Annotated in this window: 18 protein-coding genes; 10 read left to right on the plus strand and 8 right to left on the minus strand. The window is 33.3% G+C overall.

From position 1 onward, the window contains the following. Positions 1–73 precede the first annotated feature (73 nt). Positions 74–1,789 (plus strand): hypothetical protein, encoded by a 1,716-nt coding sequence (locus tag ABJF52_RS11010; protein ID WP_348149984.1) that lies wholly within the window; start codon positions 74–76, stop codon positions 1,787–1,789. Positions 1,790–1,795: 6 nt separating this feature from the next. Next, a complete protein-coding gene (locus ABJF52_RS11015) occupies positions 1,796–3,286 on the plus strand; it encodes a mannitol dehydrogenase family protein (protein ID WP_348149985.1) in 1,491 nt (496 codons plus the stop codon). A 34-nt stretch (positions 3,287–3,320) separates the two neighbouring features. Here the strand turns inward: ABJF52_RS11015 and ABJF52_RS11020 are convergent, their stop codons facing one another. Next, positions 3,321–3,962: a protein-L-isoaspartate(D-aspartate) O-methyltransferase gene (locus ABJF52_RS11020; protein WP_348149987.1), complete on the minus strand. Its 642-nt coding sequence runs from the start codon at positions 3,960–3,962 to the stop codon at positions 3,321–3,323. A 201-nt stretch (positions 3,963–4,163) separates the two neighbouring features. Here ABJF52_RS11020 and ABJF52_RS11025 point away from each other — a divergent pair, with 201 nt between their 5' ends. Genes ABJF52_RS11025 through ABJF52_RS11060 form a run of 8 tightly spaced genes read left to right on the plus strand, consistent with a single transcriptional unit; the run spans position 4,164 to position 11,514 of the window. Next, a complete protein-coding gene (locus tag ABJF52_RS11025) occupies positions 4,164–5,129 on the plus strand; it encodes a Gfo/Idh/MocA family oxidoreductase (protein WP_348149989.1) in 966 nt (321 codons plus the stop codon). A gap of 3 nt (positions 5,130–5,132) precedes the next feature. Further along, positions 5,133–6,017 (plus strand): 3-hydroxybutyryl-CoA dehydrogenase, encoded by an 885-nt coding sequence (locus ABJF52_RS11030; protein ID WP_348149991.1) that lies wholly within the window; start codon positions 5,133–5,135, stop codon positions 6,015–6,017. A gap of 8 nt (positions 6,018–6,025) precedes the next feature. Next, positions 6,026–7,261 (plus strand): DUF1015 domain-containing protein, encoded by a 1,236-nt coding sequence (locus tag ABJF52_RS11035; protein ID WP_348149993.1) that lies wholly within the window; start codon positions 6,026–6,028, stop codon positions 7,259–7,261. Positions 7,262–7,301: 40 nt separating this feature from the next. After that, entirely contained in the window at positions 7,302–7,961 is a 660-nt protein-coding gene (locus ABJF52_RS11040) for a YggS family pyridoxal phosphate-dependent enzyme (protein ID WP_348149995.1), read from the plus strand. Between the two features lie 41 nt (positions 7,962–8,002). Continuing rightward, positions 8,003–9,286: an exonuclease domain-containing protein gene (locus ABJF52_RS11045; RefSeq protein ID WP_348149997.1), complete on the plus strand. Its 1,284-nt coding sequence runs from the start codon at positions 8,003–8,005 to the stop codon at positions 9,284–9,286. 2 nt (positions 9,287–9,288) lie between these two features. After that, positions 9,289–10,122: an ion transporter gene (locus ABJF52_RS11050; protein WP_348149999.1), complete on the plus strand. Its 834-nt coding sequence runs from the start codon at positions 9,289–9,291 to the stop codon at positions 10,120–10,122. Further along, a complete protein-coding gene (gene miaA, locus ABJF52_RS11055; protein WP_348150001.1) occupies positions 10,122–11,033 on the plus strand; it encodes a tRNA (adenosine(37)-N6)-dimethylallyltransferase MiaA in 912 nt (303 codons plus the stop codon). The genes ABJF52_RS11050 and miaA overlap by 1 nt, the downstream gene beginning before the upstream one ends. Beyond that, complete coding sequence (locus ABJF52_RS11060; RefSeq protein ID WP_348150002.1) at positions 11,026–11,514, plus strand: gluconokinase; 489 nt, start codon at positions 11,026–11,028, stop codon at positions 11,512–11,514. The genes miaA and ABJF52_RS11060 overlap by 8 nt, the downstream gene beginning before the upstream one ends. A gap of 52 nt (positions 11,515–11,566) precedes the next feature. Here ABJF52_RS11060 and ABJF52_RS11065 read toward each other — a convergent pair whose 3' ends face one another. The 7 genes from ABJF52_RS11065 to recN all read right to left on the minus strand — a co-directional run bounded on the left by ABJF52_RS11065 (position 11,567) and on the right by recN (position 19,152). Further along, positions 11,567–12,280, minus strand: a complete 714-nt coding sequence (locus ABJF52_RS11065; RefSeq protein ID WP_153754951.1) for a response regulator transcription factor — start codon at positions 12,278–12,280, stop codon at positions 11,567–11,569. Between the two features lie 6 nt (positions 12,281–12,286). Beyond that, on the minus strand, positions 12,287–13,867 hold the full coding sequence (locus ABJF52_RS11070; RefSeq protein WP_348150004.1) for a HAMP domain-containing sensor histidine kinase: 1,581 nt from the start codon (positions 13,865–13,867) through the stop codon (positions 12,287–12,289). 91 nt (positions 13,868–13,958) lie between these two features. Further along, positions 13,959–14,540 (minus strand): dephospho-CoA kinase, encoded by a 582-nt coding sequence (gene coaE, locus ABJF52_RS11075; RefSeq protein WP_348150006.1) that lies wholly within the window; start codon positions 14,538–14,540, stop codon positions 13,959–13,961. Continuing rightward, positions 14,537–15,493 (minus strand): YbbR-like domain-containing protein, encoded by a 957-nt coding sequence (locus ABJF52_RS11080; protein ID WP_348150008.1) that lies wholly within the window; start codon positions 15,491–15,493, stop codon positions 14,537–14,539. Before ABJF52_RS11080 ends, coaE begins: the two co-directional genes overlap by 4 nt. A 6-nt stretch (positions 15,494–15,499) precedes the next feature. Next, positions 15,500–16,501: a glycosyltransferase gene (locus ABJF52_RS11085; protein ID WP_348150010.1), complete on the minus strand. Its 1,002-nt coding sequence runs from the start codon at positions 16,499–16,501 to the stop codon at positions 15,500–15,502. A 74-nt stretch (positions 16,502–16,575) separates the two neighbouring features. Further along, the gene (locus ABJF52_RS11090) at positions 16,576–17,385 is read right to left on the minus strand and encodes an SDR family oxidoreductase (RefSeq protein WP_348150012.1); all 810 of its coding nucleotides are present in this window, start codon (positions 17,383–17,385) and stop codon (positions 16,576–16,578) included. Positions 17,386–17,499: 114 nt separating this feature from the next. After that, on the minus strand, positions 17,500–19,152 hold the full coding sequence (recN, locus tag ABJF52_RS11095; protein WP_348150014.1) for a DNA repair protein RecN: 1,653 nt from the start codon (positions 19,150–19,152) through the stop codon (positions 17,500–17,502). Positions 19,153–19,202: the final 50 nt, after the last annotated feature.

Here is a 19,202-nt window from a genome sequence, read left to right on the forward strand (position 1 = left end):
CGACTGATTACAATGTTTTCGGCCGCTCATACCGATAGCTAAAAAATAATACTTAACTAACTCAATTAATAAAATGGAGACCAACAACAATTATGAACAGTTTGAAAATTTAGAGGAAGAACAGTTACCTGTTGCAAAACATAAATTACATGATTGGACCCATTTTGCTGGCTTATATGCTGCAGAACATGTAGCGGCGACAGAATTTGTAATTGGAGCTACATTTGTAGCACTTGGGGCCAAAACTATGGACATTCTCCTAGGGCTATTAATCGGAAATATATTAGCAGTTCTTAGTTGGACATTTATTACCTCACCTATAGCAGTTGAAACTAGATTAAGTCTTTATACCTACCTTAATAAAATTGCTGGTGACTCCATGACAAAGCTTTATAATTGGGCTAATATTATAATTTTCTCCGTTATATCCGCAGCAATGATAACCGTATCCTCCACTGCAGTTCGTTTTGCCTTTGACATTCCGGCTCAGCTAAATTGGTATCCAACAAATGTTTGGTTTATACTTATAGTCTTTGTTGTAGGAATAGTTGTGGTCTCAATAGCATTGTACGGCTTTAAGGCAGTTTCGGAATTTTCAGGAATTTGTGCCCCATGGCTCTTTGTTATGTTTACAAGTGGTGCAATGGTACTTATGCCAGCACTATCTTTAGATGTACTTCATAAAACTTTACCTAATGGAATGAGTGATTTTATCGCATTAGGAAATCAATCTATTTGGACAGGAATAGACAGTAATGGAGAGCCTGGCATTGGGCTAATTGAAGTTATCGGTTTTGCATGGGCCGCGAATACCATAACACATTTTGGACTTATTGACATGGCACTATTGCGATTTGCGAAAAAGAAATCCTACGGATTAGCCACCAGCACAGGAATGATGTTTGGACATTATGTTGCATGGATAGCCGCAGGAATTATGGGAGCTGGTGCTGCAGTAATTATCGGTAAAACTATAGTAGAATTAGATCCAGGTGATGTGGCCTATTATGCATTAGGTTGGTCAGGCTTTGTTATTGTTATCGTCGCAGGTTGGACCACCGCAATCACCAATCTTTACAGAGCAGGTTTAGCAGCCCAAGCAGTTTTCAACAAACACTCAAGAAAAAAAACTACAATTATCGTCGGTTTAGTAACAATTGTAATAGCTTGTTTTCCTTTTGTGTTTTCGCAAATATTACCACTTTTAACCTATGCCGGTCTTCTAGTTGTGCCAGTTGGAGCAATTGTGTTTGCAGAACATCAAATATTTCCTCGTATTGGCTATACACGTTATTGGTCGTCGTATAAAAATTTAACTTTCAGTACGCCAGCCGTGGCTTCTTGGGCATTAGGTTTAATATTTGGTTTTGGATTAAATGCATTTAATGTGATGTCCTTCTTTTATCTATTCTTGCCAACATGGGTTTTCACAATTATAATTTATACACTCTTGGCCGGACGCTATGGCGCAAAAGAGGAATACCCTATTGCAGCAAAAAAGGAAAAAATTAGAAATGAAAATATTGTAAAGTTTCAGGAGCAAAAAGCAAAAGAAGAGATAGTACCAGTAAAAGATGAAAGCGCTTTTTCAAAACTACTTAAAATCGTATCGGTAGCAGTATTGCTAATTACACTAATATTGGCAATTAAAGTTATGTTTTGGTCTGCTGATGAAGTATTATATATCGCTAACAGGGATACATTTTACACCTATGCGTTTATTTGCACGCTATTATATTTTATTACGGCTTATTGGGCACTACAATGCGGTAAATTAAAAAACAAATAATCAGTAATGAAAAATTATATACCCTTAAATCAAAATAATTTAAGCAAACTTAAAAACAGATTAAAAGTACCTACATACGAACGTTCGCCAATAAAAATAGGCGTTGTACACATTGGTGTAGGTGGTTTCCACAGAGCACATCAAGCGTATTATTTGCATCAATTACATGAACAATTTGGTGCTACCGATTGGGGTATTTGTGGCATAGGTTTACGAGAAGCCGATAGAAAAATCTATACTATATTTAAAAAACAAGATAGCCTATATAGCTTAATCATTAAGCACCCAAATGGTGAAATAAATTCTGAAGTAATTGGTTCAATACTTGATTTTGATTTTGGTGTTGATGCTCCTGAGGCTGTAGTTAATAGAATGGCACATGTAGACACTAAAATTGTATCACTAACGATTACCGAAGGTGGCTATAATTTTAATCCTTCAACTGGAGAATTCGATTTTGAAAATAAAGACATTCAACACGAATTAAAAAATCCTAATGAACCGATTACAGTTTATGGTTTTTTAACTGCGGCTTTAAGAAAACGCCGTGATGAAAATCTGCCAGCTTTTACAATAATGTCTTGCGATAATATTGAACACAATGGTGATGTTGCTCGTAAAATGGTATTAGCTTTTGCTCGGCGTCAAGATCCAGAATTGGCAGAATGGATAACCCAAGAAGTAAGTTTTCCAAATAGTATGGTAGACAGAATTACACCTGTAACAACACCTGAAGATATAGCATATTTAGTTGATACTTATGCAGTACAAGACGAATGGCCAGTAACTTGTGAACCTTTTATACAATGGGTAGTTGAAGATAATTTCTCCAATGGAAGACCCGAACTTGAAAAAGTTGGAGTGCAATTTGTACCCGATGTGAAACCTTATGAGAAAATGAAACTTCGACTACTAAATGCAGGACATTCAGTAATTGGAATTTTAGGAGCTATACATGGACACAATACCATAAATGCTTGTATGGAAGATCCATTATTTGTGACTTATTTAAGGGCCTTTATGGATACTGAAGCTAGTCCCGTTTTAGATGAAGTAAAAGGGATAAATCTTGAAAGTTATAAAGATAGTTTAGAAGAGCGTTTTGCTAATCCTAATATTAAAGATAGTGTAGCCCGTATTTGCTCAGAGAGTTCAGCGAAATTACCAAAATTTTTAATCGCTACCATTCATGAAAATTTAGAATCGGGCGGAAATATTAAATTGGCAACTTTAATAATAGTTGCATGGTGCTATTACCACGATAAAACTATTGATGAAAAAGGGAGGCCAATTGAAATAATTGATGCACAAACCAGTGAATTACATAAAGCTGCGAAACTAACAAATCAAGATCCTTTAGCATTTATAAAACAAGAATCTCTTTTCGGAAATCTCGCGCAAAACGAACGATTCGCTAGCACCTATTCAAGTTTAGTCAAGAACGTTTACAAGACAAACAATATAAAAAAGATTATGGAACAACTTTTAACTGAATAATTATTTTGGCTAAAGACTAAATAAAAAATCCAGCTTAATTCTTATCTTCTAACAGTGGAACAAATCTAAAGTTTCCGAATTCTTTTTTCTCAAATTCTGTTGCCGAAGTGCGCACATAAAGTGTCATAATTTGGTCTTCCACGCCTACTGGTATAACCAAACGACCGCCAACTTTTAATTGTCCCAACAATGCTTTTGGAGTTTCAGGCGCTCCAGCGGTAACAATAATACTGTCAAAAGGAGCTTCTTCGGGCAATCCTTTATAGCCATCACCAAAAATTAATTTTTTTGGTCGATACCCCATCTTCTTAAAAAAAAGTTTCGTCTTTTTAAAAAGTTCTAATTGACGTTCTATAGAATAAACTTGGGCTCGCAAAAGTAAAAGCACTGCTGTTTGGTATCCACTACCTGTACCAATTTCCAAAATCTTTTGTCCTGGTTTAACTTGCAGAAGTTCAGATTGAAAAGCTACCGTATAAGGTTGCGAAATAGTCTGTCCTGCTGAAATGGGAAAAGCTTTGTCTTGATAAGCATGACCTTCAAAACTACTATCCATAAAAAAATGGCGTGGTATTTTTCGAATAGCATCAAGTACTTTTGCATCGACGATGCCCTTATCAATTAGCACTGCCGCTAATTTATTTCGCATGCCACTGTGTTTTAAAGTATCCTTCAAGGGTTTGGTTTTGGTGAGTAAAGTTAGCGAAGAAATTTAAATTTTTGCAAATAGAAAACAGGAAAAGCTGGGTGAATTTTACTTTTTATAAATTATAATTCGCTTTTTATTTCTTCACAAAACCTTAATCCCTTAGCGCGAGCGATTTAGTCATATTTCTAATCCACCAACTATTCCCTATTTTTGAATAAAAATAAACATATGCTAAAAGTTGGTGTTTTAGGAGCTGGTCATTTGGGTAAAATTCATTTGCGTTTACTAAACGAATCAGACAAATATAATCTCATTGGCTTTTATGATGCTGATGCCATTAATGGAAAAAAAGTTGCTGATGAATTTGGCTATACTTATTTTGATAATATCAATAATTTAATTGATGCTGTCGATGTCGTTGACATTGTAACCCCTACTCTTTCACATTTTGATTGTGCCGAAAAATCAATAAAAAAAGGGAAGCATATATTTATAGAAAAACCAATAACCAATACTGCTGAGGAGGCAAAAAAACTTCTAGAATTAGAAAAGGAATATAACGTAAAAGGGCAAGTTGGTCATGTGGAGCGTTTTAATCCAGCCTTTAGTGCAGTAAAAGAAAAAATAAACAACCCGATGTTTATTGAATCGCATCGGCTTGCAGAATTTAATCCCAGAGGCACCGATGTACCTGTGGTTTTAGATTTAATGATTCATGATATTGACGCTATTTTGAGTGTAGTAAATTCAGAAGTAGCTCAAATTAATGCTAGTGGTGTTTCAGTAATTAGTCATTCACCAGATATTGCAAATGCTAGAATAGAATTCGAAAATGGCTGTGTAGCAAATTTAACCGCTAGTAGAATTTCATTAAAGAATATGCGCAAGTCACGTTTCTTTCAAAAAGATGCATATATCGCCGTAGATTTTTTAGAGAAAAAAGTGGAAGTTGTAAAAATGAAAGATGCTCCTGAGGAAGTTGGTGATTTTGATGTGGTTTTACAAAATGCGGAAGGTGAGAAAAAACAGATTTATTTTGAAAATCCGGAGATTGAAACCAACAACGCAATCAAGGATGAATTAGAAGCCTTCGCAGATGCAATAGAAAATGACACAACACCAGTTGTATCTTTAAAACAAGGCGCAAAAGCCTTAGAAGTAGCACTCCGAATAATAGACTCTTTTAAGAAATAAGATATGAAAATAGCAGTCGTAGGTGCAGGGACCATGGGCAATGGAATAGCTCATGTATTTGCACAAAATGCATACGAGGTAAACTTAATTGACATCTCAGAAAAAGCATTGCAAAATGGTTTAGCCACTATTACAAAGAATTTAGACCGAATGATTGTGAAAGACAAAATTTCGGAAAGTGATAAACTAGCAACTTTAAAAAACATTTTAAAATATACATCTATAGCTGAAGGTGTAAAAGATGTAGACCTTGTTGTGGAGGCTGCCACAGAAAATCTAGATTTAAAATTAAAAATATTTAAAGATTTAGATGTGCATTGTGGTTCTGACACCATTTTAGCATCAAATACATCGTCTATTTCAATTACACAAATTGCTGCTGTTACGAGCAGAGCAGATAAAGTTATTGGCATGCACTTCATGAATCCAGTACCAATAATGCAGTTAGTAGAAATTATTAGAGGTTATAACACCTCAGATAATACTACAAAGACTATAATGCAACTATCCGAAAAATTAGGAAAAACACCAACAGAAGTAAATGATTACCCTGGTTTTGTCGCCAATCGTATATTAATGCCAATGATTAATGAAGCGATAGAAACTTTATATAATGGCGTTGCAGGAGTTTCGGAAATAGATACAGTAATGAAGTTAGGTATGGCACATCCTATGGGTCCCTTGCAACTGGCAGATTTTATTGGGCTTGATGTTTGTTTATCCATATTAAATGTAATGTATGATGGTTTTAAAAATCCAAAATATGCACCATGTCCACTTCTTATAAATATGGTAATGGCCAATAAATTAGGTGTAAAATCCGGCGAAGGATTTTACGATTATTCCAATTCTAGAAAAGCCGAAATATTATCTACACAATTCAATTAGCGCTTTAAATGGCTATAATAAAACCCTTTAAAGCTATACGACCTGCAAAGGACAAAGTAGCTTTTGTTGCATCAAAATCATACCAAGAATATTCACGAAAAGAATTAAACGCCATTTTAGCCTTTAATCCCTTTTCTTTTTTACACATTATAAACCCTGGATATCGTAGAGCTAAAAATTTAAAAGGGCAAGAACGTTATAAATTGGTGCATCAAATTTATTTAGAATTCTTGTCGAAAAATGTATTATTAAAAGATGCGCAGGATTGCTTTTATGTGTATCAAATTCAAAAAGATAATTATATCTATTGTGGTTTACTTTGTGGAGCAAGTATAGCAGAGTACCAAAATGATGTTATTAAAAAACACGAAGCTACCTTACAACGACGTGAAGAATTATTTGCCAACTATTTAAAAACTGTAGAATTCAATGCTGAACCAGTTTTAATGACTTATAAAGATAATGCAGCTATAGCTGAGGTAATTAAAAAAGAAAAATTAAAAGAGCCGCAATATGATTTTACAACTCGTGATTCTGTAAGTCACAAGCTATGGGTTATTTCAGATCCTGCAACCAAAATTAAAATAGAAAGCGAATTCCAAAAAACGGATGCACTTTATATCGCAGATGGTCATCATAGAAGTGCTTCCTCCAATTTGTATTCAAAAATTGCGCAATCCTCAAATCCAAACCACACAGGTAAGGAGCCCTATAATTATTTCATGAGTTTTTTAATTCCGGAATCAGAAATAAAAATTTATGAATTCAATCGAAAAATAAAAGACCTTAATGGCTTAACTAAAGAAGAATTTTTAACGCAGTTGGCCTTAACTTATCGGATAGAAATAACTGAAGAAAATCTTTTTAAACCTAAGCAAAAACATCAATTTAGCATGTACTTAGAAGGTGATTTTTATTCACTAACGCTGCTAGAAAATAATTATTCTTTGAATGATGCGCTACGTACTTTAGATACTCAAATATTATATAAGACTATTCTTGAACCAATATTGAACATCAAAGATTTAAGAAAAGATAAGCGAATTGTATACGGATATGGTAAAAACAATATTTCGATTATGAAGGAGGAAATTGATAAAGGTAAATTTAAGGTAGGATTTAGCATGATGCCTATAAACATATCCGAAATTAAAGCAATTGCCGATGCAGGTTTAGTAATGCCTCCAAAAAGTACTTATATAGAACCTAAATTAAGAAGTGGTATCACCATTTACGAATTGTAACTTGCATTTTAATTAATTGATTTAGCATAAAAAAATAAAAATGTCGATTAAAAAAAATCTTGCTGAAATACGCACTAGTATACCTGAAAATGTAACATTGGTTGCTGTTTCAAAAACAAAACCAAATGAAGCAATAATAGAAGCATATGAAACTGGCCAAAGAATATTTGGAGAGAATAAGGTTCAAGAAATGGTTCAAAAATGGGAAGTCTTACCTAAGGATATTGAATGGCATATGATTGGTCATTTACAACGAAACAAGGTTAAGTACATGGCTGAATTTGTTTCACTAATTCATGGTGTAGATAGTTTGCGCTTATTAAAGGAGATAAACAAACAAGCCGTAAAGCATAATCGCATAATCGACTGTTTATTCCAAATTCACATTGCTGAAGAAGACACTAAGTTTGGACTTGACCAAGAAGAAGTCGAAGAAATTATAATTTCTGGGGAATTAAATAAGTTAGAAAATATCCGTATTGTTGGACTAATGGGTATGGCAACTTTTACTGATAATCAATCTCAAGTCCGCAAAGAATTCAGCACATTGAAATCCATTTTTAACAGTCTAAAAAACACATTACCAGACATTTCTATACTTTCCATGGGTATGAGTGGCGACTATCAATTGGCTATTGAAGAAGGCAGCACAATGATCCGCGTTGGAAGTAGTATCTTTGGATCGAGAAATTACCACTAGACTTAAGCGGTTTAACAAGCCAGCTGTCTGATAAAAAATATATGTATACAGTTCTTGATATAGAGACAACGGGCGGAAAATACAATGAAGAAGGCATCACAGAAATTGCTATTCACAAATTCGACGGCCATGAAGTAGTTGATAAATTTATTAGTCTTGTAAATCCCGAAAAAGACATTCAACCTTTTGTTGTAAAATTAACAGGGATCAACAATAAGATGTTACAATCTGCACCCAAATTTCATGAAGTTGCTAAACGTATTGTTGAAATTACAGAAGACACTGTTCTTGTAGCTCATAACGCACAATTCGACTACAGAATATTAAGAACGGAATTTCGCAGACTTGGTTATGCCTATGAAAGAAAAACGATTTGTACGGTAGATTTATCTAAAAAATTATTGCCTGATGCCGAATCACACAGTTTAGGAAAACTAGTTCGCTCATTAGGAATTGCAGTTAGTGATAGACACAGAGCCAATGGAGATGCTTTGGCAACTTTAAAATTGTTCAAACTTTTATTGGCTAAAGATTCTGAAAAGGACATTATAAAAACAGTACTTAGAGAGGCTAGTACCGGCGAACTTTCCGAACGACTGTTGGACATAGTAGAATCGTTACCAAGCGCTACTGGCACTTTTTATATGCACAATAAAGATGGAGAGATTATTTACCTGTCTAGGTCAAACAATATTAAAAAGAGAGTAAATCAACAATTTATAAAGCCTGGTTCAAGAGCGCGAAAACTGCAGAAAGAAACACGAAAGGTAACTTTTGAAAAAACGGGAAGTGAATTAATAGCCCAATTAAAAGAATACGAAGAATTAAAACGTATTCGACCGCGATACAATCAGCCAAAAGGAAAACTTTTTACCCACGGTATTTATAAGGAAAAAGATGATAAAGGTGTATTACATTTAAAAATGAATATGCTTTATAATAACTCAAAACCAATTATTACTTTTAATGGCACTGAGTCCGGTGCTAGTTTCTTGCAAAAAATTAGTAATGAAATTACTACTGACCAAAAAGACATTGTAAATTATAATTCAGAAATTGAGACATTACTATTAAAATATAGTATTGGCAATCGCTCGGTAATTATCCTAGATAAAGGCCGAGAAATCGGAGAACAAAGCGTTGTTTATATTAAAGATGGCACCTATAAAGGATATGGATATTGTGAATTAAACCATCAAATAAATAATATTCATATCTTAGAATCAATTATTACACCAGCAAGAGGAGATGCAAACACCAATCATTTTATTACATCACACCTAAGAAAAAAGGGCAACCACAAGATTGTTGAATTAAATCCATAATTATGGAAACTAGTGCAAGGACACATGGTTGGAGAGCAAAGCTACACGAGATTATCTACGGTACGCATACTCCGGCTGGAAAACTTTTTGACATAGCTTTATTGATTTTAATTGTCTACAGTGTTATCATTGTAATGTTGGAGAGTTTGCCGAGATTTGACGTTAAATACCATCGTTTTCTTGATACTTCTGAATGGGTAGTTACCATTCTTTTTACCATCGAGTATATTTTGCGTATAATCTGTATCAACAAACCCAAAAAGTATGTTTTTAGTTTCTTTGGCATTGTAGATTTTCTCTCAACGATACCTAAATATTTATCTTATTTCGTAGTTGGATCTCAATATATAACTGCATTTAGAGCACTACGATTATTAAGAGTATTTAGAATATTAAAGTTGGTTCGTTTTGTAGGTGAATCCAACAATCTTATTCGGGCATTAAAAGCTAGTCGAACGAAAATATTTGTTTTCGTATTTTTTGTCTTAATAGTAGCTGTATTATTAGGAACCATAATGTATTTAGTAGAAGGACCTGAACACGGTTTTGAAAGTATTCCGCATAGTATTTATTGGACTATAGTAACACTAACAACAGTGGGTTATGGGGATATCTCACCAGAAACATCCTTAGGTCAGTTTATCGCAACCTTTATAATGATAATTGGTTATGGAATAATCGCCGTACCAACCGGAATAGTATCAGCAGAATATGCAACTAAAGACGATAAAGACAAAGAGATTAATGGAAGCTCTTGTCAAGATTGTGGAGCTCATATTATGAGCATGGATGCTGAATATTGCCGAAAATGTGGTTGTAAACTAACGGAAGATTAATGAGCACTAAAACGCTTATTTCTGTAGTAGGGCAAACTGCAATTGGTAAAACAAAATTAGCAATAAGCCTAGCCCAACATTTTAATACGGAAATAATTTCTGCAGATTCTCGGCAATTTTATAAAGAAATGTCCATTGGTACTGCCGTGCCTTCTGTTGATGAATTAGGAGCAGCACCGCATCATTTTATCCAACATAAAAGTATATTTGAACCTTATTCTGTTGGTGATTTTGAAAAAGAAGGTATAGCATTATTAGAAAAATTGTTTAAAAAAACGGATGTACTAATTCTTGTTGGTGGTAGTGGACTTTATGTTGACGCAATTACCAAAGGTTTAGATAACTTTCCAAAAATAGCTCCAGAAATACGTAATGAGCTTAATGGTAGAATAAAAAAAGAAGGCATTGAAGCACTTCAGGCAGAACTAAAAGAAAAAGACCCCATACACACGAATAATATTGATTTAAACAATCCGCATCGATTAATTCGAGCTTTAGAAATATGTATTGGAACAGGCAAACCGTACTCCTCTTTTTTAAATAAAAAAAAGAAAATAAGAACCTTCAATACCATTACAGTTGGACTTAAAGCGGAACGCGAAATAGTATATGATAGAATAAATAAGCGTGTTGACATTATGATGGATTCAGGTTTATTAGAAGAAGTAAAATCATTATTAACAAACAAACACCTAAATGCTTTACAAACAGTAGGTTACAAAGAATTATTTAATTATTTTGATAAGGTATGGGATTTAGATTTCGCGGTGGCTGAAATAAAAAAGAATACGCGAAGATTTGCTAAAAGACAGATGACGTGGTTTAAGAAGAATGAAGATACTATATGGGTTAATTTTGACTACGATAAAAAAGATGTTATAGCGAAGATTAAAAGTAAGTTAAATGAATAATATCAAGGTTTACATTGTAATGGGTGTTTCTGGTTGTGGTAAATCTACTATAAGTCAGTTATTGGCGAAGAAGTTAGACTTACCTTATTTTGATGGAGATGATTTTCACCCAGAAGAGAATGTCCTTAAAATGTCTAAAGGTCACCCATTAAACGATGGAGATCGACAAGCTTGGTTACAAGCTTTAAATAAACTAGCAATTAATCATAGAAATAAAGGAGCGATAATAGCTTGTTCAGCATTAAAAGAGCAATATAGAGACATACTTCGTACATCAATAAATGATGCCATGCAGTTTATCTATTTAGAAGGAACTTTTGATGAAATCAACGAAAGAATGCAAGCCAGAAAAGGCCATTTTATGCCTGCGGGGTTACTAAAATCTCAATTTGAAACTCTTGAACCTCCTAAAACAGCAACTTCAGTTTCCATTATAGGTACTCCAGAAGAAATAGTGCAAAATATTCTAAAACAGCTGTAATAAAAAAGGCATTCCAAAATTGGAATGCCTTTTTAAATAATTCTATTTATTATTATTCACTTTCAGTTTTCACAACCAATCGGAAACCTTCACCATGTATGTTTAAAATTTCGACTGTATCATCTCGCTTTAAATATTTTCTAAGCTTAGCAATGTATACATCCATACTTCGAGAAGTAAAGTAGTTATCATCGCGCCATATTTTCGTTAAAGCTAATTCTCTCGGCATTAAATCGTTTTCATGTAAAGCTAAAAGACGCAATAAATCGTTTTCCTTTGGTGACAATTTTATAGTTTCTTCATCTTTATACTTTAAGAATCTAAGTTTTGAATTTAAATGGAAGTTACCAACCTCAAATTCAAATTTCTTACTATCTGCCAGGGTGTTTGATGATTTACGTTGAATAATCGCCTTTAATTTTACTAACAACACCTCAGAATCAAAAGGTTTATTAAGGTAGTCATCAGCTCCCGCTTTATAACCCTTTAATACATCTTCTTTCATGGTTTTAGCTGTCAAAAATACAATAGGAACTTCTTCATTCTTCTCCCTAATTTCCTTAGCTAATGTAAATCCATCTTTGTATGGCATCATCACATCAAGAATACAAACATCATAGTTGTCTTTCTTGAATTTCTCAAATCCTTCCATTCCATTTTTCGCCAAAGTGACGTCGAAATCATTCATTGATAGATAATCTTTTAATACGATACCAAAATTTGGATCATCTTCAACTAATAGAATCTTCTTGTTTACTGTTTCCATAATTATTTAAATTAACGGTAATTTTATGAAGAATGTGCTTCCTTTATCCTTTTCACTTTCTGCATACACCTCACCTTGGTGATCATCTATAATTCGTTTTACGTAGGACAATCCTAAACCATGTCCTTTTACGTTATGTATGTTACCGGTATGTTCCCGATAAAATTTTTCAAATACCTTTTTCAATACAGCCTTGCTCATTCCGGCTCCTTGATCTTTTACTTTTATAATAATACTATTATTGGCAACTTCTGTATAGACATCTATTTTCGGTGCCTCAGGGGAATATTTTACTGCATTATCAAGCACATTAACTATTACATTTGTAAAGTGCATCTCATTTGCTAAAACTTCTGCTCTACCAGCATTTAAATGCGTCTTAATATATCCTCCTCTGTCTTCTACTATTAATTCTACATGGGCGATAGCATCAGTAATTATGTCGTGCACATCTACCCTATCCTTACTTATATCTAGTTGATTCTTTTCTAATCTTGAGATTCGCAACACATTTTCAACCTGAGCATGCATTCTTTTATTCTCATCTCTTATCATTTCTAGATAACGCAAAGTCTTTTCTTTATCACCCATTATTTTTGGATTTCTTATTGCTTCAACTGCTAAATTAATAGTCGCAATAGGCGTTTTAAACTCATGCGTCATATTATTTATGAAATCTGATTTAATTTCAGAAATCTGTTTTTGACGTATTAATTGATAAATCGCCCCAGCATAAGCTACTAATATTACCAACGTAAATAAGAATGATAAAAATGCCATTCCTAAGATTGAACTGAATAAAAATCCTTCTTTTTTTGGAAAATTAATCAGTAAGGAAAAATCGGTATTACCCTCACTATCTCTAAATATAGGAGCCTTATACGATGTAGACTCTGAAGGTTTAAATTTTCTAGATTTCACCTTTGTAGGCAAACCTTTGCTGTAAACCCCATATTCAAAAGCAACGTCTAAATTATGATTTTCCAGTTCGCGCTCTAGCAACAATTCAATTTCTTGCTTTGACACACGTTTATGTACTGGAACTTTTTTAGCTATTTCACTAAACATATCTTCCCACTGTGCTTTCTCAATAGAAGATAGCCCTCCAATTTTTTGTAAAGTTTGAACAGGACTTAATCGCATTCGATTTCCGTCCAGATCAAAATCTTCTTTTAAAATTGTAGTTGTTCGTTTACTAGTAAAATTCCGTATTGTACTACTATCACTACCATTACCAAAATCAAAGAACGTAGATGCGATATTATAATCTTCTTCTAAAATACCATGCTGATACAAGCGTATTTCATTCGAATTTTCATCGCGGTCAATAAATAAAATATTGCTTAGTTGAGAACTTTTTAATTCGCCAATACTATCCTTTAAATTAAAGTAGCGGTCAGAATAATTTTTCTGTTCTCTCTTTTCAATCTTATTAGTAACTCGATTGATGACCTCTGAAACCGTATTGGAAAACTGTTCTTCCTTATCTTCTATCGATTTTTTAATCCAAAAAACCTGAACAAAGATGATTCCAATTAACGAGAGGCTCATCAAAATCACCAAAAGCACAAACAACCTCTTATTCATCTGGGTGTAAATTTAGAAATTTAACAAATAGTACTTCTTTGGTTTAACCTAAACTTAACAATAAAGCTGAATCTCCTGCTATTTACGAGCTTCAAGCACAAAAAATGTTATGTAAAGCCAAAACGCGTTGCTCCGTAGTTTTGAGGTCTATATTTTCAATGACGTAATCTGAAAGTTCAATTTTTTCTCTATCAGACAATTGGTTTGCCATTCTTCGCTCAATTTGAGCCTTATCTTGATTTGGATCTCTTTGCAAAACACGCTCAATTCTAACAGCTTTAGGTGCAGTAACTAAAATCACTTTATCATAAAAATCTTGGTTATTTTGCTCAAAAATGATGGCAGCCTCCTGAATTACATAAGAAGATTCTTGTTTAGTTGTCCAATCTTTAAAATGTTCACGAACAGCAGGGTGTACAATGGAGTTTAATTTTTGCAGTAATTCTCTATTGTTAAAAACCTTTTCAGCAATAAAAGAACGATTCAGTTTCTTTTTCTTGTACGCTTCTTTCCCAAAGAGCTCTTTTATTGAATTACGTAATTCTTTGGAAGAGTTCATCAACTTTTTTGCCTCCTTATCAGAATTATAAACAGGTACTCCTAATTTTTTAAAAATTTTGGCAACAGTTGTTTTACCACTACCAATACCTCCTGTCAAACCAATTAAAATCATTGTGTATTCAAAATATATTCAACTTTTGTCTCCATTAAGGTTGCGCTAAATATTTCTTTTGGTTTCTTCACTAATTGTAGCTCCATTTCATTTGATCGATTACTACTTAATTTCGAATAATCTGCAACAACTTTAAAATCAGCAACCTTAAGCTCCTTTAGTTCCAATATCTTAGCTTTACACAACACAGATACAATATCGGGAAAAGTGCGAATTAGCTTATCCTCTGGCAAATTTATTACTTCTATAGGAACGTCGATAAGCCTTTCTGAAAATTTAGATACCTTACCAGTAACCTGAACCACATCTACAGAATAACTAGTATTTACTAGTTCCTGTGACTTAAATAATGCTACTTTCTTATTAAAATTAGCAGCCAATTCATTTAGTGAATTATCAACAACATGTATTACTTCAATAGAATCTATTTCATCTTTTGGTCCGAATATCTTAATTTCAGAAGGTTCTATTGTTATCTCGCCTTCTAACATATGATTATGAGCAAGACCAACCTTTATATTCCTAGCTATTGGAATTTCTTTTGTAGTCATTTCTAGGAAGTCAAAAAACAAAGTATCCGTAGCCATTTCTACCAAAACCATTGAATTTGGCAATTGTTTTTCAATCTGAGCTCTATAATCGCTAGGAGCTAAAAAATATGTATCGTTACTTTTTTGCACTCCTGCTAAATCCAATTGAATAGCTTTCTTTTGTAGATTAAAACCAAGAAACTTAAAGCCCCCCGTTTTTAATTTAACCGCTACCCTATCTGTAAATGCTTTTTTTAGTTTTAAACTCTTATTTGAATTAATATAATCAATTTTAAAAGTAGCTTTAGCAGAATAGGTTTCCGATAAAGTGCTCAAAAACCATATCAATCCAGATGCCAGTACAAAAAGCACAAACACTTTTGCTTTTCGTTTATTAATTCTGTTTTTGAAGAAATTTGACAATTCTTATTATTTAAAAAATAAATTCGGAAATATATCTTGTGCTTTTCGTTTGCTAAAGTTAACTAAGAAGGTTGATTTTAAAAAACCAAAACCATATCCAATAAATTGAACTACTACTGCAAAAATTGACAATACCGCGATACTAATACTCCTGTTCCTTACAATAGAATCTACAAATATTAGAACAAAGTACACTCCAAAGAACCATAATGGCAATTGTATGCCTAAAAAGTATAATACTAAAGAGACCAAAAATGCTATACAGAAAACAGTAGGAAACCAATAAGTTATTTTAGCTGTTTCTGGATGCCATTTATTTAAAATTGGCCTGACCATACCAAATTTATTTACTTGCGAGTAAAACTTACTCCAATCAATTCTTCGTTTATGATAAACAAAAGCTTTAGGCAACAATTTGGTTTCAAATCCTGCTTTCCAAATTCTAAAAGTTAGGTCCGGATCCTCACCAGGGTGAATTTTACCAAAACCACCTACTTTTTCAAAAACTTCTTTTGAAATTCCCATATTAAAACTTCTAGGTTGAAATTTACCTACAGCAGCCTTTTTACCACGTATTCCACCTGTTGTTAAAAGGGAAGTCATGGAAAAATTTATCGCTTTTTGTACGGCAGTAAAAGATTCATGGGCCGCATCTGGTCCGCCAAAACAAGCTACATATTTATCATTTAATGCCTTATCTACTTCAGTCAAATACTGCCGTGGAAGAATACAGTCTGAATCTAAGATTACGAAATAATTTCCTTTAGCCCTTTCCATTCCGTAATTACGAGAAGGCCCGGGACCTGAATTATTTTTTTCGAAATATGATATATGCAAACGATTAGAGAACTCCGATATAACATCTTTAGATTTTAGCGTAGAACCATCTTCAACAATTACAATTTCGAATGGTTTATCATACGTTTGTAAAGTAATACTATCGAGGAGCTCACGAATTTCATCAGGCCTATTATAAACAGGAATTACAAATGAAAAAGAGAGGTTCATAATCTATTTGCTCTTATTATAGATTCGGATGATGAAAAAAACTCCTCTTACTTAAGAGAAATAACTTTTACTATTTAAGAAAATTTATCAATTACTTCCTGACTTACACCTGTATTTGAAAAGCCTCCATCATGAAATAAATTCTGCATGGTCACTTTTTTAGTTAAATCAGAAAATAAAGTAATGGTATAATCTGCGCATTCCAAAGCCGTGGCATTTCCTAACGGAGACATTTTTTCAGCGTAACTAATAAATCCATCAAAGCCTTTAATCCCTTGTCCAGCTGTTGTAGCCGTAGGAGATTGAGAAATTGTATTCACACGTACCTTTTTCTCTTTTCCAAAGAAATAACCAAAACTACGAGCAACAGATTCTAAATAAGCTTTATTATCTGCCATATCGTTATAATCAGGAAAAGTTCTTTGGGCTGCCATATAAGTCAAACCTACAATACTTCCCCATTCACTCATAGCATCGGCTTTGTATAAACTCTGCATCATTTTATGAAAAGACAATGCCGAAACATCCCAGCCTTTTTGCGTAAAATCGTATTTCTCATCAGTATAAGCACGACCTTTACGCACATTAACCGACATGCCAATAGCGTGCAACACAAAATCAATTTTTCCACCTAAAATCTCTAAAGATTTTTCAACCAAGTTATCCAAATCTTCCTCAAGAGTAGCATCAGCAGGAATAATTTGTGAACCAGTATCTTCTGCCAATTTTTTAATTTGCCCCATCCGCATCGCTATGGGGGCATTAGTTAATACAAAAGTACCTCCTTCTTCATGCACACGTTCTGCTGTTTTCCAAGCAATTGAATTCTCATCTAATGCTCCAAAAATAATTCCTTTTTTTCCCTTGAGAAGATTATAAGACATATACAGTGTTTTCTAGTATTAAGTTTGCCAAAGATATTTAAAAAAGTTGGCAGTAAAATTAAAAAAATGGTTGGGTAAAAAATGACAAACGATAATCAAAGTTTCTGATTCAACTTAGTTGAGCAACTGTTTTGCATGCGCTAATGCAGAATCTGATAAATCCTTGCCTCCTAACATTTCGGCTAACTCCACAATGCGTTCGTCATTCGTAAGTTTTCGTAATTGTGTTTTAGTTGCGTTGGCTTCCTCTTGTTTAAAAACTTTGTAATGCTGGTTTCCTTTAGAAGCTACTTGTGGTAAATGAGTTATTGAAAATACTTGCATGGTTTTACTCATTTCTAACATAATATCACCCATTTTATTTGATATCTCGCCAGAAACACCACTATCTATTTCATCAAACATCATGGTTGGTAATCGTTCGTATTTTGCCAATATCGACTTTATAGTCAGCATAATTCTAGAAAGTTCACCACCAGAAGCTACCTTTTTAAGTTCACCATAGTTACTCCCTTTATTTGCTGCAAAAAGAAATATTAGATTGTCTTTACCTGAAGTTTTAAAGTTTTCTGAAGCATTAACTTCAATTTTAAACGACACGCTGGGCATTCCAAGAATAGTCAGCTTTTCAATAAGTTGCTTCTTTAAATTTGGAATTATTTTTCTTCTTCGTTCTCTAATTTTAACTGCCAAGCTATCCAATTTTTGTTCTTGAGCTTTAAGAAGACTTTCTTTTTCTCTTATTTGTTCTTCAATATTTTCTGTAATTCCCACTTTTTCAGACAGCTCTTCACGAATAGCAATTAATTCTGAAATCTCTAAAACCCCGTGTTTTTTCTGTAAATCGTAGAGTCGTTGTAGTTTTCCGTTTATCTCTTCTAATAGTTGAGGATTGGCTTCTACATTATCTTGTAGGCTTTCTAACTCAGAAGAAATATCGTCCAATTCAATAAAAACAGAATTAATACGCTCATATAATTCCGAATAACCATTACCAAATTCAGTCAATTTACCTGCAATTTGTTTTAATTGACTTAGCATTGTTACCACTCCAATTTGATCATCATTAAGTATTTGATGACTTTTAGAAAGTTCTTCCGTAATGGTTTCAACATTATTCAATTGCTCAAATTGAGATTCGAGTTCTTCTTGAATTCCAGTTTCCAAGGTAACCTCCTGAAGTTCAGACAACAAGAAACTATTGTAGTCTAACTCTTTATTTGCATTATTCTGAATATCAACAAGTTCCGTAAGATCTACTGAAGTTTTATTGTAAGCTTGTAATGCTATGGAGTAGGTAATTAATAATTTTTGATTTTCAGCTAGAGCATCTAACATTTTTAACTGAAAATCGTTATCAGCCAATTGTAATGTTTGATGTTGTGAGTGTACATCAATTAGTCTATTTCCCAATTTTGAGAGTACATCTAATGTTACTGGAGTATCATTAATAAAAGCTCTCGATTTTCCACTAGGATGAATCTCACGTCGTATTATCGTTAGCTTTTCAAAATCTAAATCGAATGTTTTAAAAAATGATTTTAAATCATACTTATCTATGCCAAATTCTGCTTCTATAATACACTTTTGGTCTTTATCTCGTAGTGTAGAAAGGTCAGCTCTTTTACCTAATACTAACGACAACCCACCTAATAATATAGATTTTCCAGCTCCGGTTTCTCCAGTAATACATGTAAAACCTGAATTAAACGCAACGTTTAACTGATCAATTAAGGCGTAATTTTTTATGGAAAGATTGCTTAACACTTTTGTTCTCTTTAATAGGAACAAAGATATACAAAGCAATAGAAATTATG

This window comes from Aurantibacter sp., assembly GCF_039941195.1.
Taxonomy (GTDB): domain Bacteria; phylum Bacteroidota; class Bacteroidia; order Flavobacteriales; family Flavobacteriaceae; genus Aurantibacter_A.